This window comes from Bradyrhizobium lablabi, assembly GCF_900141755.1.
GTDB classification, from domain to species: Bacteria; Pseudomonadota; Alphaproteobacteria; order Rhizobiales; family Xanthobacteraceae; genus Bradyrhizobium; species Bradyrhizobium lablabi_A.
Genome location: NZ_LT670844.1, coordinates 808466 through 824005, shown reverse-complemented (window position 1 = coordinate 824005; position 15540 = coordinate 808466). Strand labels below are relative to the sequence as shown.

General features: G+C 61.1%; 13 protein-coding genes. 6 read left to right on the top strand and 7 right to left on the bottom strand.

Features of this window, described 5'->3' with window-relative positions:
* Positions 1–10: 10 nt before the first annotated feature.
* The 4 genes from B5526_RS03950 to B5526_RS03935 form a co-directional block, all read right to left on the bottom strand.
* Positions 11–1279 carry an efflux RND transporter periplasmic adaptor subunit gene (locus tag B5526_RS03950; RefSeq protein ID WP_079537021.1) on the bottom strand — a complete coding sequence of 423 codons (1269 nt, stop codon included), beginning with the start codon at positions 1277–1279 and terminating at the stop codon, positions 11–13.
* Between the two features lie 2 nt (positions 1280–1281).
* Positions 1282–4458 (bottom strand): efflux RND transporter permease subunit, encoded by a 3177-nt coding sequence (locus tag B5526_RS03945; RefSeq protein ID WP_079537020.1) that lies wholly within the window; start codon positions 4456–4458, stop codon positions 1282–1284.
* 75 nt (positions 4459–4533) lie between these two features.
* A complete protein-coding gene (locus B5526_RS03940) occupies positions 4534–5061 on the bottom strand; it encodes a DUF305 domain-containing protein (RefSeq protein ID WP_079537019.1) in 528 nt (175 codons plus the stop codon).
* A 339-nt stretch (positions 5062–5400) separates the two neighbouring features.
* Positions 5401–6180 (bottom strand): helix-turn-helix domain-containing protein, encoded by a 780-nt coding sequence (locus tag B5526_RS03935; protein WP_172841963.1) that lies wholly within the window; start codon positions 6178–6180, stop codon positions 5401–5403.
* A 600-nt stretch (positions 6181–6780) separates the two neighbouring features.
* Between B5526_RS03935 and fdhA the strand changes: the two genes are divergently transcribed.
* A complete protein-coding gene (gene fdhA, locus B5526_RS03930; RefSeq protein ID WP_079537017.1) occupies positions 6781–7989 on the top strand; it encodes a formaldehyde dehydrogenase, glutathione-independent in 1209 nt (402 codons plus the stop codon).
* 142 nt (positions 7990–8131) lie between these two features.
* Here the strand turns inward: fdhA and B5526_RS03925 are convergent, their stop codons facing one another.
* Both B5526_RS03925 and B5526_RS03920 read right to left on the bottom strand, forming a co-directional pair.
* Positions 8132–8875 (bottom strand): MIP/aquaporin family protein, encoded by a 744-nt coding sequence (locus tag B5526_RS03925; RefSeq protein WP_079537016.1) that lies wholly within the window; start codon positions 8873–8875, stop codon positions 8132–8134.
* Between the two features lie 123 nt (positions 8876–8998).
* Positions 8999–10462 (bottom strand): catalase, encoded by a 1464-nt coding sequence (locus B5526_RS03920; protein WP_197688410.1) that lies wholly within the window; start codon positions 10460–10462, stop codon positions 8999–9001.
* A 482-nt stretch (positions 10463–10944) separates the two neighbouring features.
* Here B5526_RS03920 and B5526_RS03915 point away from each other — a divergent pair, with 482 nt between their 5' ends.
* Positions 10945–11211: a hypothetical protein gene (locus B5526_RS03915; protein WP_079544676.1), complete on the top strand. Its 267-nt coding sequence runs from the start codon at positions 10945–10947 to the stop codon at positions 11209–11211.
* Here B5526_RS03915 and B5526_RS03910 read toward each other — a convergent pair.
* Positions 11208–11987, bottom strand: a complete 780-nt coding sequence (locus tag B5526_RS03910; protein ID WP_079537015.1) for a GntR family transcriptional regulator — start codon at positions 11985–11987, stop codon at positions 11208–11210. The genes B5526_RS03915 and B5526_RS03910 overlap by 4 nt on opposite strands.
* A gap of 232 nt (positions 11988–12219) precedes the next feature.
* Between B5526_RS03910 and B5526_RS03905 the strand changes: the two genes are divergently transcribed.
* From B5526_RS03905 to B5526_RS03890, 4 genes are read left to right on the top strand one after another with little or no spacing between them, the layout of a single operon-like run.
* Positions 12220–13203 carry an ABC transporter substrate-binding protein gene (locus B5526_RS03905; RefSeq protein ID WP_433994637.1) on the top strand — a complete coding sequence of 328 codons (984 nt, stop codon included), beginning with the start codon at positions 12220–12222 and terminating at the stop codon, positions 13201–13203.
* Positions 13204–13211: 8 nt separating this feature from the next.
* The gene (locus B5526_RS03900) at positions 13212–14021 is read left to right on the top strand and encodes an ABC transporter permease (protein ID WP_079537013.1); all 810 of its coding nucleotides are present in this window, start codon (positions 13212–13214) and stop codon (positions 14019–14021) included.
* Between the two features lies 1 nt (position 14022).
* Positions 14023–14805: an ABC transporter ATP-binding protein gene (locus B5526_RS03895; protein WP_079537012.1), complete on the top strand. Its 783-nt coding sequence runs from the start codon at positions 14023–14025 to the stop codon at positions 14803–14805.
* A 2-nt stretch (positions 14806–14807) separates the two neighbouring features.
* Positions 14808–15536, top strand: a complete 729-nt coding sequence (locus tag B5526_RS03890) for a maleate cis-trans isomerase family protein (RefSeq protein WP_079537011.1) — start codon at positions 14808–14810, stop codon at positions 15534–15536.
* Positions 15537–15540: the final 4 nt, after the last annotated feature.

The following is a 15540-nucleotide window of genomic DNA, read 5'->3' as shown; positions in this document are numbered from 1 at the left end:
CCGGGCCGATCTAGCTTGTCTGCGTCTTACGCACCGCGACCTTGCTGCCTTCCACGAGGTTCACCATCGGATTGAGGATGACCTGATCGCCGGGCTTGACGCCGTCGTGCACCTCGACTTCCGTGCCGAAGTCGCGCGCGACCGTGATCTTCTGCAGATGGGCGGTGCCGTTCTCGACGACCGCGACATGCTGGCCGTTCTGATCGAAGACAACGGCGTCGGCCGGTATGATCATCGATGGAGTCTTGCGGGGGATGAATAGCTCGACGGTACAATAAATCCCGGGACTGAGCGCGCCGTCCGGATTGGGCACGTCGATCTCGGTCAGCAGCGTTCGGCTGCCGGGCTGCAACGCGGAGGCGATCCGCGTGACCTTGCCCGGAAAGCTCCGATCCGGAATCTCGGGGACACGAACCACCGCATCGACGCCGGGCCCAAGCCCGAACGCCTCGTCCTGGGGGACGAACACCTGGGTGCGGATCACATCGGGGTGCATCAGCGTGAACATGAAGGTCGATCCCGACGTCACCAGACTGCCGTTATCGATGTTGCGCTGGGTGATCACACCGTCGAACGGCGCTACCACGCGCTGGTAGGCCTTCGCCTGCTCCAGGATACGAATCTGGGCTTCCTGGGCGGCAATATTGGACTGAGCCACTCCCACCGCTGCTTGTTGCGCCTGCAGGGTCAGGCGATCATTGTCGCCCTGCTGAAGCGTGAGCCATCCCTGCTTGACCAGATTGCTGTCGCGCGCATTGGTAACCTGGGCTAGGTCCCGGCTTGCCTGCGTCTGCTGCAATGTCGCCTGGTCCTGGGTCAGCGTCGCCTTGGCCTGCGTAATCTGGTGGTCTAGCTCCGGGGCGGTAATGTCCGCCAACAACGCTCCGGCCTTGACCCGATCGCCGATGTCGACGTAGCGCTTTTCGACGTAGCCACTGGTGCGAGCGAAAATATTCGCCGCCTCGAATGCTGTCGTCGTCGCCGGCAAGGTGGCGGTAATTTTACTGTCGCTGGCGCGGACCGCGGCTACGCGAACGTCGGGAACAAGAGTCCGGCTTTGTTGCGCGGTGGCCGCGACCTCGAGTTGGGCCTGGTAGTGGCGCCAACCTCCTATTGCAAGGCCACCCACGAGCAACAGCAGCGCGCTTCCGCCGAACAGCGCGCCTCCGTAACGTCGCCGCCTGGGCGCAACGTTCGGTAGCGTAACAACGCGATCGATTTCAGGATCAGGCCGGTCCTCAACAACTTCATTTTTTAGCCGCACACGAATCTCGCTCATTCCTAAACATCCTCGAACACGCCATGGTGAGGCTTTCCATCGTTGCCCTTGCGCAGCATGGCGAACAGGTAAGGCACGATCAGCAACGTTGTCGGTGTCGCGAACAAGAGGCCGCCGATGACGGCGCGCGCAAGCGCCGCATTCTGTTCCTCGCCGGCGCCGCCGATCGCCATCGGGATCATGCCGACGATCATGGCGGCGGCCGTCATCAGCACGGGACGGATTCGGGTGTGGCCGGCACTCAGCGCCGCCTCAAAGGCGGTGTGCCCTTTCAGCTGCTGTTCGCGCGCGAAGGTCACGAGCAAAATCGAGTTCGCGGAAGCGACGCCGACCGCCATGATCGCCCCCATCAGCGACGGCACGTTCAGCGTGGTGCCGGTGATGAACAGCATCGTCACGATGCCGCAGAGTGTCGCCGGCAGAGCCAGAATCACGACGAACGGATCGCCAAAGGTCTGGTAGTTCACAACCATCAGCAGATAGACGAAGACCGCGGCGAACACGAGCCCAATGCCCAGATTCCGGAACGAGTCGTTCATGCTCTGGATCTGGCCTATCACCTGAATTGAATTGCCAGGCTTCAGCTCCTTCTGCAGCTCGGTCGTGACCTTGTTGATGTCGGCTGCCACACTGCCGAGATCGCGGCCCTGCACGCTGGCATAGATGTCAAAGACCGGCTGGATGTTGGTCTGGTTGGAATTGGTCGCGACCTTGTCCCGCTTGAACGTCGCGACATTGCTGAGCATGCCCGGGACGGTTTGACCGCTGACCGCCAGCGAGGTGGAAACCGGGGTGTTTCCGAGCGCATTTAGCGAATTGACTTTGTATTCGGGCGTCTGCACGGCCAGATAATACGGAATCCCAGTGCTCGGGTCGGTCCAGAAGTTGGGCGACACCTGCTCCGACGAACTCAGGCTGACATTGATGTTGGTGGCCACCGTGCTGGCATTGAGGCCGAGCTGCGCGGCCCGGGTTCGATCGATCTGGGCGTAGAACGCCGGAGCGTCGACTTCCTGCTGCAGATGCGCGTCGACGATGCCCGCAATCGCGGCAAGGCGTCGACGGAGTTCCCTCGCCACCGAGAGATTGTTCTTATCATAGCCCACCGTCCGGACGTCGATCTGCGCCGGCAGTCCGAAGTTCAGTATCTGCGTCACGATATCGGCCGCCTGGAAGTAAAACACGTCCTCCGGGAATGCGGCCGGCAGTACCTCGCGCAATTTCTTGACGTAATCGGCGGTCGGCTTGTGGCCCTCTTTGAGTGCCACCTGGATGACGCCATCATTGACGCCGATGGTCGAGCCGTCGGCGAATGCCAGATTGTAGGATCGCGCCGGTAGTCCGATATTGTCGACGATCAAGGTGCGGTCCTTCTCCGGGATGATCTCGCGAATCTTGTCCTCGACCGCCTGAAAAACCGCCTCGGTGCTTTCGATGCGGGTGCCGGCGGGAGCGCGAACGTGAAGCTGGATCTGGCCGCCGTCGATCAGCGGGAAAAAGTCCCGGCCAACGAGCAAGAACATCACCGCGCCGAGACCAAGCATCAACATTGCGACGATCGGAACGATCAATCGCCGGCGAAGCAACATTGCCAGAAGCTTCGCATATCCGTCGCGCAGTCGATCGAAACCGCGGTCGAATGCGGCAGTCATCCGCGAGAAGAAGCCCCTCGGCGCTCCGTCCTCCGTGTGATGACGTTCACCCTTCAGCAGCAGGCCGATCGTGATCGGCGTCAGGGTACGCGACAATCCGTAGGAGGCCAGCATCGCGAATACCACGGCCAGCCCAAGCGGTGTGAAGAGATACCTGGCTGGACCGTCGAGGAACACCACCGAGGTGAACACGCAGCTGATGGCAAGCGTCGAAACCAGCGTCGGCACCGCGATTTCAGCGGCGCCGTGCAGGGTCGCCTCCGAAAGCGGCATGCCTTCTTCGGTCCACAGACGGTGCGTGTTCTCGATGGTGACCGTCGAATCGTCGACCAATATGCCGACCGCCAGCGCGAGGCCGCCGAGCGTCATGGTGTTCAGGGTTTCGCCGAGAAAATACAGCACCACGAGCGACGACAGGACCGCCAGCGGGATCGAAATCATGACCACCAGCGTCGAGCGCCAGGAGCCTAGAAAGATCAGGATCATCAGCGCGGTGAGGCCAGCCGCGATGGCACCTTCGCGCAGCACACCGGTGACCGAGTTCGTGACGAATATCGACTGGTCGAACAGCTCGGTGATCTTGAGTCCGGCCGGCGCGGCGGCGCGGGTCGCTTCCAGGGCTTTCTTCACGCCGTTGACGACCGCCAGCGTCGAGGCGTTGCCGTTCTTGATCACGCTAAGCAGAACCGAGCGGTGGCCATCCGTGCGCACCACGTTCTGCTGCACCAGCGATCCGTCGCGGACCTGCGCCACGTCCTTCAACAAGATCGTGGCGCCGTTGGCAAACTTGACCGGGATCATGTTGAGGTCGTTGATCGATGCCGGGGTCGCGTTGGTTCGCACGGTGTATTGGGTGTCGCCGATCTTCGCGGTCCCCGACGGCAGTGTCAGGTTCTGCGTATTGACCGCGTTGACGATGTCGAGCGGCGTCAGTCCCCGGGACAGCAGCTTGTCCGGGTCGATATCCACCATGATCTGACGATATTTGCCGCCTGCCGGCGTCGGCAGGGTGACGCCGTGAACCGGCGCCAGTTGCTGCCGAACGCGATAGATGCCGAAATCGTAGAGTTGCTGCTCGTTCAAGCTATCCGAATTCAGACTGAGTTGCAGGACCGGAACGCTCGACGCGTTGAACTGCACGACGATTGGCGGCTGGATGCCGGGTGGCATCAGCGCGCGGATGGCGTTGGTCGCCGACACGATTTGCGCGATAGCGAGGTCGAGATTGACGTCCGGCTGGAAGAAGATCTTCTGGATCGACAGACCGTTGAGGGTCTGCGCTTCCATATTCTTGATGCCGTTGACGTTAGCGCTGATGGAATATTGGCTGTAGGTGCTGACGCGCTGTTCCATTTCCGGCGTGGTGAGACCGGTGTATTGCCATATGACAGTCACCACCGGGATATTGATTTCCGGAAAAATATCCGTCGGCATCGAGCGGATCGCGGCGAAACCGAGAAACAGGATCAGCGCCGCCACCACGTAGAAGGTGTGCGGAAACCGCAGCGCAAATCGAACAATGCCCATAATCTATCCTTGCTGCGCGAAGCCGACACCCGCGAGAAAACCCGCCGTCAAAAGACTGCGCCGCAGGTTTCACCGCTATTTCACGTCCATCGTCATATTCATTGAATCATGTGACGTCGCATCGTGAGAAGCCGTCGAGGAAGCCGTCGCGCCGGGCTGCATCGCTGAAGGCGCCGAGGGCGCTAATTCCGCGCCGACGGCAAGCCGCATCTCGGAAATCTTTTGCTGCTGGGACACAATGATTTCGCGGGCCATACGGCGGAGCTGCTTATTATGGCCGTATTTGAGTTCAGCCTTCGCCATGTCGATCGCGCCTTGATAATGCGGCACCATCATCGCCACAAAATCGCGGTCGACATCGCCGGTCAGCTTGATCGTCATATCCGCCATCATCCTGTTCATGGCGGCGTCGTTCTCCGACAGAAACGGCTGCTCCTGAGTATAGTCCGGCCGATCCGCAACATACTGGATCGGCATCGCTCCGCGGACGTGATACGCCGCCATTGGATCCTGCGCCAAGGCGAACGAGGTCGCTGCCACCGAAGCCGTGGTCGCAAGTGAGATCACCCGTTTGCGGATAAAGCGGCGCGAGAACAAGACCATCTTAACCTCCGGACACAGTCGATCGTTGCGCGTGGATTTATCACCGCCCGGCCTTTCGCGTTCCCTATGTTCTTCTTGGAAGCTCGCTCAAGGAAATTCCCGACGATGCAGACCGCGTGCCGGGCCAGGAGCCGCTCCAACATGATGACGCACTGCAATCTTTCTCAATTAAAAACCGATTTAGACTTCTGAAATCGGATTTAAAGCGGCGTTGCTCAAACATTGAGTTCAACAAAACGCCTCACCCAATCAACGATGAGTGATTTCCGTTGTGAACCGGCTCAAGATTGGTTCAGAACGGAAGCGGCGAGCGAAGCGGCAGTCCCGTCGTCGACTCCTTCAGTCGAGACTGCGACGATAACGGCTCGGGGTCTGGCCGGTCAGTCTATGAAAAGCGGCCGTGAACGTGCTCGTCCCGCCGAAGCCAATTTCGAGCGCAATCGCGGTGACGGATAGTTCACGATTCGCCAATAGCTGCTTGGCCCGTTCGATTCGGCGAATGGCGTGATATCTGTGCGGCGGTGTGCCGAATGAACGCTTGAACGACCGGGAGAAATGGTACGGGCTCAGCCGCACGAGCTCGGCGAGGGCCGCGAGCGAAACCTCGTCGGTAATGCGCTCCTCGATATACGCGGCCACCCGCTTCTGCTGCCAGGGCGCAAGGCCGCCACGATTGACCGGCCCGGGCAGTGCAACCTCACCGTTGATGCGAACGAGCTCGTGCATCAGCACGATGCCGAGCGCTTCGGCATATTGCCGTTGCATCGAGCCCGGGTTCTCGACCAGCGATTTTAGCTTGAGCGCGGTCTCCCAGAGATCGCGATCGTAAAAGAACAGGCGCGGCTTGAACTCGATCTCGCCGAACCGCAATTCGGGATCGGCGAGAGGTCCGTGCGGATCGATGTAGAAATAGGTTGTACGCGTCAGCGCACGCGGTCTCTGCCATCCGCGGAAGTCATGCCCGGCGGGAACGAAGGTCAGCTTGTGCGTGAAATCGCGCAAGGTCGATCGGGGCAGTCCTTCGACGAAGGTTTCACCGTCGTAGCGCTCCGCCAGCTCGGCCGCAATGAGCAGATGGCTGGGCGCCCGGAATCCATATTCGAACGGCGTGTGCCGCATGACCTGCACCGTTTCCACGTGCAGACCCAACCAAGCCGCGGAATGGCGCCCGACGATCTCGGACGGCGAGAAGTCGACGGTCGAGCGAACTCCGACACCTGGATGCAGCCGCGCCGGCGGGTGATATTGGGGGATCGCAGGTGCGGGGGGCGACAGGGAAGCGGATTGATTCAATGTTGCTTGATTCAACGTCGCTTGGGCGGAACTGGCCATTGTTCGATCTCACTTGCTGCCCGCCTTGTGGCTTCCACATGCGACATATGGCGATCGCGTAACCGATCAAGACACCGAGCCTGCCGCTCTCACGACGAGTTGACGCTCGAGCGTCACGATGATTTGAGCCTCGCGTGGTCGATCTTTATTGGCAGGGCGTAAGCGCTAACAGCGCCATCGCCATGGACCCAAGGCATGGACCCGCTGAGAATTTGCGCAAGGCCGGCCCAACGGCAGCAAGACGGCCATAGTCATTTTCAAGGTCCGTCCGTATTTCCGAATTAGTCGGACTATCTGAGAGCGTCCATCGCGCAACTGCTCCTGACCGTCCACAAAAGCTCAGCACGTTGAAAATGAAGCACAGGTGAGACCTAAAGGAGATTGAAGATGGCTTCCAACTCCAACCGCGGCGTTGTTTACCTCAAGCCAGGCAGCGTCGAAGTTCAGAAAATCGACTTTCCGACCTTCCGCAATCCAGCGGGAAAGACGATCGACCACGGCGTCATTCTCAAGGTCGTAACGACGAATATTTGCGGCTCCGACCAGCACATGGTTCGGGGCCGCACGACGGCGCCGGCCGGCATGGTGCTCGGGCACGAGATCACCGGCGAGGTGATAGAGAAAGGCCGTGACGTCGAGTATCTCGAGATCGGCGACCTCGTTTCGGTCCCGTTCAACGTCGCGTGCGGCCGCTGCCGGACCTGCCGAGAAGGCGACACCGGCGTCTGCCTTCACGTCAACTCCGACCGCGCCGGCGGTGCCTATGGATATGTCGACATGGGTGGATGGATCGGCGGTCAGGCCGACTACGTGATGGTGCCCTACGCTGATTTCAACCTGCTGAAGTTTCCGGACAAGGCGCGGGCGATGGAAAAGATCCGTGATCTGACCTGCCTCTCAGATATTCTGCCGACGGGATTCCACGGGGCCGTCACCGCCAAGGTCGGCGTCGGATCGACAGTCTATGTTGCAGGCGCGGGGCCGGTCGGGCTTGCGGCCGCGGCGTCGGCGCGCATCCTTGGCGCGGCAGCCGTGCTGATCGGAGACATGAACCAGGAGCGCCTCGCGCACGCCAGGAATGTCGGCTTCGAGCCGGTCGACCTGACCAAGCACGATCGCCTGGGCGAACTCGTCGCCGACGTCCTCGGCGTCCCCGAAGTCGATTGCGCGATCGACTGCGTCGGCTTCGAAGCAAAGGCGCAGGGAACAGACGGCAAGGTCGTCGAAGCGCCTGCTGTCGTGCTGAACAGCCTGATGGATATCACGCGGGCCGCCGGCGCGATCGGCATTCCCGGCCTGTATGTGACCGACGATCCCGGCGCCAAGGAGCGAGCAGCTAAGCATGGCAACCTCAGCCTGCGCCTCGGTCTCGGCTGGGCAAAGTCCCACACCTTCCACACCGGCCAGACGCCAGTGCTGAAGTATAACCGGCAGCTCATGCAGGCGATACTCTGGGACCGGCTGCCGATCGCCAAAATCGTCAATGTGAAGGTGATCAGTCTCGATCAGGCGCCGGAAGGCTATAAATCCTTCGACGCCGGCGTCGCAAATAAATTCGTCATCGATCCGCACGGGCAACTCCCCAAGGCGGCCTGAGGTCAACGTCGCGGCGGCTGCTGGTACCTGCGTCCGCCGCGACTACCTGTCGAGCGCCCGCCGCGTTGCCGATGAATCGGAAACGGCGCCACTTCCCTCCGGAGCGGCGCCGTTTCCTTCTGACCTTAAGTCTCGATGCGACTCATTCGGCGGGCGTCTGCGCAGCCCTGTCCGGCTTGACTGCCATTCGCTCATGAGCGAGCCGCGCGAGGCCCGTGTGCAGAAGGGCAGCGACGATGGCGCCAACGATCGGGGCCGTCATGTAGAGCCAGGCATCGCTGAAATTGCCGGTCGCGACCATCGGGCCAAGGGCACGGGCCGGGTTGAAGGGGGCCCCGGTGAGGGCCCCACCCATGATGATATTGAGGGTTAGCGTCATTCCGATCGCCAGCGGCGCAAGATTGCCGGCGCGGCCCGCAACCGCCGTGCTGAGTACGACCGTGACCAGGAAAAAGGCGAGCAAGGCCTCGATCATGAAGCCGGCCTCCGGCGTGATCGTGACCGTCGTGGCGCCCAGAGCAAGGCCGTGCGCGAGTGCAGGCATGCCGAGGCCCGTGGCGGCTCCGCCCAGAACAGTCCGCAACAACAGCGCGCCGGCGATGCCGCCGATCAGCTGGCTGATGATATAGCCGATCGCCTCGCCAACGCCCATCGCGCCGGCGGCGAGCACGCCGATGGTGACAGCGGGGTTCATGTGCCCGCCTGACACGGAGCCGTAGGCGAAGGCGAAGGCCATGATGGCAAGGCCATGGGCGAAGGCAATCGCAGCGATACCCGGCAGGCCGACACCGCTGCCGACCACGGCCGCGGCTCCGGCGCCGATGAACACGAAGGCGAAGGTGCCGATGAACTCCGCAAGGAGTTTTGGTGCAATCCGGTTAGACATCGTTGACTCCTGAGGTGAGATTGACCGCCCGGCGCGATCCGGGTTGCGCCGGGGAAAAATGCGTTGGTCTTGGGGATGGCCGACGGCACGGGGGAGCGCCGTCGGCCGGCGAAGCGAGCATCGCTACTCGGCGGCGATCGTCTGCGGTTTGAAATCGATGCCTAACGCCTTCGCGACGCCGAGGCCGTATTCGGGATCGGCCCTGTAGCAGTGGACGATCTGCCGCGTGACGATCTCGACCGGTACGCCCTCCATCGCCGCCTTGTAGTTATTGAACAGCTGCTCCTTCTGGTCGGGCCTCATTAGCCGGAACAGCTCTCCGGGCTGGCGATAGTCGTCGTTGCCGTCGCGATGATTGTAGCGGGCCGCGTCACCCATGATCTTGAGCGGCGGGTCGCGGTAGCTTTGGTCCTCGAGAGGACCGTTGAACGAGTTCGGCTCGTAGAAGGCGTCCGGGTAAGGCTTGCCCTCCAGCCGCATCGTCCCGTCAGCGTGATAATCGTTCGCTTCGACACGCGGCCGGTTGACCGGGAGCTGGTGCGCGTTGACGCCGACCCGGTAGCGATGCGCGTCCGCGTAGGAGAAGATGCGGGCCTGCAGCATCTTATCGGGCGAATGGCCGATGCCCGGTACGATGTTCGACGGCGCGAGCGCGGCCTGCTCGACCTCGGCGAAATAGTTCTTCGGATTGCGGTTGAGCTCCAGCGTGCCGACTTCGATCAGCGGATAATCCTTGTGCGGCCACACCTTGGTCAAGTCGAAGGGATTGTACCAGTGCTTGTCGACGTCGCTCTCCGGCATGATCTGCACGGAAAATTTCCACTTCGGGAAATTGCCCTTCTCGATCGCTTCGAACAGATCGCGCTGATGGGTCTCGCGGTCGTAGGCGACCTTCTGAGCGGCCTCGGCGTTGGTCCAGTTCTTGATGCCCTGCTGGGTCTTGAAGTGGAATTTCACCCAGTGGCGTTCGCCCCTCGCGTTGATGAACGAGTAGGTGTGCGAGCCGAAGCCGTCGATATTGCGATAGCTTTGCGGAAGCCCGCGGTCCGACATCAGGATGGTGACCTGGTGCAGGCTCTCCGGCGACAATGACCAGAAGTCCCACATCGCGGTCGGGGAGCGCATGTTGGTCTTCGGGTGCCGTTTCTGGGTATGGATGAAGTCAGGAAACTTCAGCGCATCGCGCACGAAGAACACCGGCGTGTTGTTGCCGACGAGATCCCAGTTGCCTTCCTCAGTGTAGAAGCGCAGCGCAAAGCCGCGCACGTCGCGCTCGGCGTCGGCGGCGCCGCGTTCGCCCGCAACCGTCGAGAAGCGCAGGAAAGCTTCGGTCTTCTTGCCCTTCTGCAACACCTTGGCCTTCGTGTACTTCGAGATGTCGTGGGTTATGGTCAGTGTGCCGTAAGCTGCCGAGCCTTTCGCGTGGACGGTGCGCTCCGGGATGCGCTCGCGATTCTGGTGCGCAAGCTTCTCCAACAGATGAAAGTCCTGCATCAGCACCGGGCCGCGCGGGCCCGCGGTGATGCTGTTCTGGTTGTCGGCGACAGGCATGCCGCTGTCGGTGGTGAGGGTAGGGCGTTTGGCCACGGATTACTCCTGTATGACGAGACATTGAGATCCCGGCCGCGCGACCGCTCTTCGGTCGCGTTGCTCTTGCTTTCGCAACATCGTCTGTTGACAGAATTGCGTTTGCGAGAGGCCGGGAGTGAGCGGAAATGTATGCATTCGCACTGCAATGACTTTGGTTCGATTGCTGCGATTGCACCGGTTTTGCGCTATTCAGCTGCTGCTGCCCAGTGCTTCAGCACAAGCCGGGCCTTGCCCACACATCCACCAGGGCTTCGGCGAGAGCATTGCTGCAATGCGTTTATCGTCGAACGTGCCGACCGATGCGCGGTCGAGGCGGGCGGTTCAGCGGCGTTCCCCGTTGGCGCGACAGGCGCGCGCGAGGCACCCGGTGCGGCCTGCGCCCGAGCATCTAAACAAAACGTGAGGCTTGCCGCAGCTTGGCGATCGAGCTTCCCCTCACCATGATCGTGGGAAGGGGGGTCCCAGCTAGGAGACCCACGATGCGAAAGTTGATCGCGACGATAGCGCTACTGGCCCTTGTCGAGAGTTCAGTGGCGATTGCGCAGCCGGCTGGTTCTCGAAATCCAGCCCCACCCCCGTCGATGAACTCGGCCCAGCAATTGCTGCCGGAGGCACCGGTGGGGCACCGCCAGCCGCGTGCTGATCAAGTGCCCTCGGAGAAAAACCTGATGGATCCGAACGATCCAGTCAACCGGGAGAACGCGGCGCTCGACCGCATGATCAGCGGCATTTGCCGCGGTTGCTAGGTAGGGCGAATACGGTCGTCTTGATCCGTACCCTCCGGCGCCATGCGCGGTGCCGTCAGCATGGTACAGACGGCGGAGCCGGTCCGGCGCATGTGCTCGCTGAGCGCGTCCGCGAAGCCCTCAGCTTCGCCCGCGCGCAACAGCGCCATGAAATGTTCGTGCTCGTTGATCGACGCGTCCCAACGCCTGGCGTCGAAATTGGCGAGCGACCTGGCCCGCAGGATTTTCGTTGTCAGAGCTGCCCATGTCGTTTGCAGCACCGGATTGCCGGCCAGCCGCGCGATTTCCGCATGGATTTGCTGGTTCATGCGAAAATAAGCGGCGCGCGCACCGTCGCGATGGAGCGCCACAAGTTGTGCATGCATCGCGTCGATTGCCGCGATCTCTTTTGGTGTCGCAAGGCTCGCGGCACGAAGTCCGACCAATCGCTCTAGTGCGACCATGACCTCGAACACCGCCGCGATTTCGTCGGGTTCAATCAACGTGATCTGAGGCGTGCGGTGCGGTCGCAGCTCGATCAGTCCTTCGGATGCCAGAACCTTGAAAGCTTCGCGAAGCGGCGTGCGGGACACCCCAAAGCGCTCGCACAGCATCTTTTCGGGGAGTGCCGACCCCGGGCGCAGTTCGCTGTTCAAGATCATCTCACGCAGCTTCGCGACCAATTGGTCGTGCAGGGAGTGTCGTTGCAGAGCTTGCTTTGGCGGAATTACTGACAGCTTCAGCCGAGCAGACTTGAAGCGCGGACGGGCGCGGTTGCGCGCTGCTGTTTCGGTCATGTCGATCTCGCGCTCGAAGCGGTGTGCCTCATAATCATCCGTTTGTCCCTCACGCCGCCCATAAAAGTGGCAGAATTAGCCTTCAGATTTTCGATATCTCCCTGCTTATATTATAGAAAAGATGCTTTGCATATCGCATTCAATTTGGCACAGCAGTTGCAGTGAAGGTGACAACTTGGTGCCGTCTATTCGGAGTGTTCTCATGAAAAAGTTGATTTGCCTCGTTGCGGGCATGGCCTCGCTCGCCGTGCTGGCCATGAATGACGTGCCCGCGGCGGCTCAGGCGGAGCCGACCATCAAGCTCGGTTACGCAAAATGCGCGCACTGCACGCCCCTCGCGCTGCTGCCGCAATATGCCAAGGGCGTCAAAGTCGAGGCAATCGGCTTTAACACCGGAAACGACGTTCTCACGGCGTTGGTCTCGAAGAGCATCGATGTCGGGCAGGTTACTTATCTTCATTATGCGGTCGCTCTGGATAAGGGTTTCGATGTGGTTGCGATATCCGGCCAGGTGAATGGCGGATCGACCATGCTGGTGACCAACGATCTGCCGGTCACTCCCGAAGACTGGGGTTCCCTGAAGAAGGTGATTGCCGAGTACAAGGCGGAGGGCAAGCCGTTCCGCGTCGCCGCCTCGCGCGGCAATGCGCAAGATATCCACATGCGCGGGGCGTTCGCCAAGCAGGGTATCGACGTCAACAAGGACGTTCAGTTTATCAATATTCCGAATCCATCCGATCATCTGCAGGCGTTGCGGCGAGGAGAAATCGAGCTGATCTGCACCGTCGAGCCGTTCGGGACGCAGATCGTGCAGCTGAACGCTGCCAAGCTGTTCACCCATCCCTATGACCAGGCGGCCGGTAAGCTTACGAATCTGATGCTGACCCGCTCGGACGTGATTGCCGCCGAGCCGAAGGCGCTTGAAGAAACCGTGCGGGCGATCGTCAAGATCGACGACTATATTGCGGGCGACAAGTCGGCCTGGATCGACGTGATCAACAAGGTGACGGGCCTCGACAAGTCGGTGGCTGCGGACGCGATCGGCAACCTTTATCCCGACCCCAAGATGTATCGCGCATCCGCGCTTGCGATCGCGGTGATGATGCGCGACCTGAAATACATCAACTCGGATGTCTCGGCGGCGGTGGAAAAGAATCTGGATTACCGGTTTCTTGAGGCTGCGACCGGAAAGCCGAAGTCTGATCTCGGCTACTGAGCCGCACCATGAAGTCGCTGCGACTGAAGGGGCTGGAACGATGGATCGTTCCGGTGCTGATCCTGGTGGGCTGGGAGATTTTTTCGCGCTCTGGCACGCTGCCGGCAGCCCTGCTCCCCGCGCCGACGACCGTGTTGCGGTCATGGGCCGACTGGGTGTTCGCGATCGACGGCAATACGCAGACTTACAGCGGTCGCTGGATTTTCGATACCGCGGCCAGCATTACCCGCGTGATGGCTGGCTTCGGCATAGCAACAGCGCTTGCAGTGTCGCTTGGCGTGGCGATCGGCTGGTCCAGGCGGATCGAGACCATCATCGAGCCGACGTTACAGGTTTTGCGTCCGATTCCACCGGTATCGTGGATTCCCCTTGCCATTATCTGGTTTGGCATTGCCAACAAGCCGGCCATCTTCCTGGTGTTTCTCGGCTCGTTTTTCCCGATCCTGGTGAACACTATTCATGGCGTGAAGAGTTGCGACCGTAACCTGATCCGGGCCGGCGCCATGGTTGGGGGCGATCAACGGCGATTGCTGCGGTACATCGTCGTGCCTGCGGCGTTGCCCAGCATATTTGCAGGGCTGCGCATTGGTATCGGCTCGGCGTGGATGCTGACCGTGACGGCCGAGCTGGTCGCGGTGAAGAGCGGCCTCGGCTATGTGCTCTGGGATTCCTATTATTTCCTGCGCTACGACCTCGTGCTGGCCGCCATGGCCAGCATCGGACTGCTCGGCTTTCTCAGCGACCTGACAATTCGTGCGCTGATGGCGCGCGTCCTGCACTGGCAGCGCAATACAACGATTCAGGGCGGGGAGGGGTAGGATGGCGACAATCCAGATCTCGAACGTCAGCAAGACCTTTCGTGACCTGAAGCGCAAGACCGATGTCATTGCGCTCGACGACATCACCCTGTCGGTTGAGAAGAACGAATTTCTCTGTCTGCTCGGCCCCTCCGGCTGTGGAAAATCCACGCTCCAGAATATGATCGCGGGCTTCGAGAAGCCCAGCTCAGGTCAGGTAACAGTCGATGGAAGGGCGATCACTTCGCCCGGAGCCGATCGTGGCATGGTGTTCCAGCACGCCAATCTGATGCCATGGCTGCCGGTGTGGGAAAACGTTGCCTTCCACCTGCTGCTGCGCGGCAGCCAGAAGCTGATGCGTCGTGAGGCGGCGCAGCGTTATATCGACATGGTGGGTCTGACGGGTTTCGAAAACCATTATCCATCCGAGCTGTCAGGCGGGATGAACCAGCGCGTCGGGATTGCCCGCGCGTTGCTCATGAACCCGCAGGTCATCTTGATGGATGAGCCGTTCGGCGCGCTCGACGAGCAGAACCGCATGGACATGCAAAATGAACTGGTCGGCATCTGGCAAAAACATGCCGGCACCATCGTCTTCGTCACCCACAGCGTCGACGAAGCTCTCACGCTTGGCACGCATGTCGCGGTCATGACGGCCCGACCCGGGCGCATCCGCGAGTTGATCCCGATCGATCTGCCTCGTCCCCGCGACATCACCAGCCCGCGGTTCAACGACATCAAGCGCCACATCCTGAACTTGCTGAGGCCCGAACGGGCCGAGGCGGGCCACCTCACCATGGAATGATCATGACCAAACGTATTCTCCTCGGCATGTTGACGCCTTCGTCCAACACCATTCTTGAGCCGGTCTCCCAGGCGATGGTCGCGGGCCTCCCGGAAGTCAGTGTGCATTTTTCCCGCTTCAAGGTCACCGAGATCGCCTTGTCCGCGAGCGCGCTGGCGCAATTTGACGACAGTGAGATCCTGCGCGCGGCCGAACTGTTGGCGCACGCGAAGGTCGACGTCATCGGCTGGAACGGCACGTCTTCGGGGTGGCTCGGTTTCGAAGCCGACGTCAGGCTGTGCGAGCGGATCACCTCCGCGACCGGAATTGCCGCGACAACATCGATGCTGGCGTTGAACGAGGTGCTGGCCGCCACGAAGGTCAAGCAACTCGGCTTCGTGACGCCCTATCTTGACGATGTGCAGGAGCGCATCCTGGCCAACTATAGCGCACTGGGCATCGCCTGTCGGGGCGAGCGGCATCTCGGACTTCAAGACAATTTTTCGTTCTCGGAGGTCACGGCGCAGCAGATCATCGACATGACGCGGATGGTTGCACGGGGAGCACCGCAGGCCATCACCGTGATCTGCACCAATCTGAATGCGGCGCCGCTGGTTGATAAACTGGAGCAAGAAGTCGGCATTCCCATCTACGACACCATCGCAACCGTGATCTGGAAAAGCCTGATCATTGCAGGCGTCGATCCGTCCCGTGTCACCGGCTGGGGCACGCTGTTTCGCAAGGCGGCCTGATCCG

Bases quoted from the DNA above. Each gene is read 5' to 3' on its own strand.
- B5526_RS03935 (WP_172841963.1), bottom strand. From the start codon at position 6,180: ATGCGGCACACGCCGTTCGAATATGGATTCCGGGCGCCCAGCCATCTG.
- B5526_RS03910 (WP_079537015.1), bottom strand. From the start codon at position 11,987: ATGACCGAAACAGCAGCGCGCAACCGCGCCCGTCCGCGCTTCAAGTCT.
- fdhA (WP_079537017.1), top strand. From the start codon at position 6,781: ATGGCTTCCAACTCCAACCGCGGCGTTGTTTACCTCAAGCCAGGCAGC.
- B5526_RS03890 (WP_079537011.1), top strand. From the start codon at position 14,808: ATGACCAAACGTATTCTCCTCGGCATGTTGACGCCTTCGTCCAACACC.
- B5526_RS03895 (WP_079537012.1), top strand. From the start codon at position 14,023: ATGGCGACAATCCAGATCTCGAACGTCAGCAAGACCTTTCGTGACCTG.
- B5526_RS03950 (WP_079537021.1), bottom strand. From the start codon at position 1,279: ATGAGCGAGATTCGTGTGCGGCTAAAAAATGAAGTTGTTGAGGACCGG.
- B5526_RS03945 (WP_079537020.1), bottom strand. From the start codon at position 4,458: ATGGGCATTGTTCGATTTGCGCTGCGGTTTCCGCACACCTTCTACGTG.
- B5526_RS03940 (WP_079537019.1), bottom strand. From the start codon at position 5,061: ATGGTCTTGTTCTCGCGCCGCTTTATCCGCAAACGGGTGATCTCACTT.
- B5526_RS03915 (WP_079544676.1), top strand. From the start codon at position 10,945: ATGCGAAAGTTGATCGCGACGATAGCGCTACTGGCCCTTGTCGAGAGT.
- B5526_RS03925 (WP_079537016.1), bottom strand. From the start codon at position 8,875: ATGTCTAACCGGATTGCACCAAAACTCCTTGCGGAGTTCATCGGCACC.
- B5526_RS03905 (WP_433994637.1), top strand. From the start codon at position 12,220: ATGGCCTCGCTCGCCGTGCTGGCCATGAATGACGTGCCCGCGGCGGCT.
- B5526_RS03900 (WP_079537013.1), top strand. From the start codon at position 13,212: ATGAAGTCGCTGCGACTGAAGGGGCTGGAACGATGGATCGTTCCGGTG.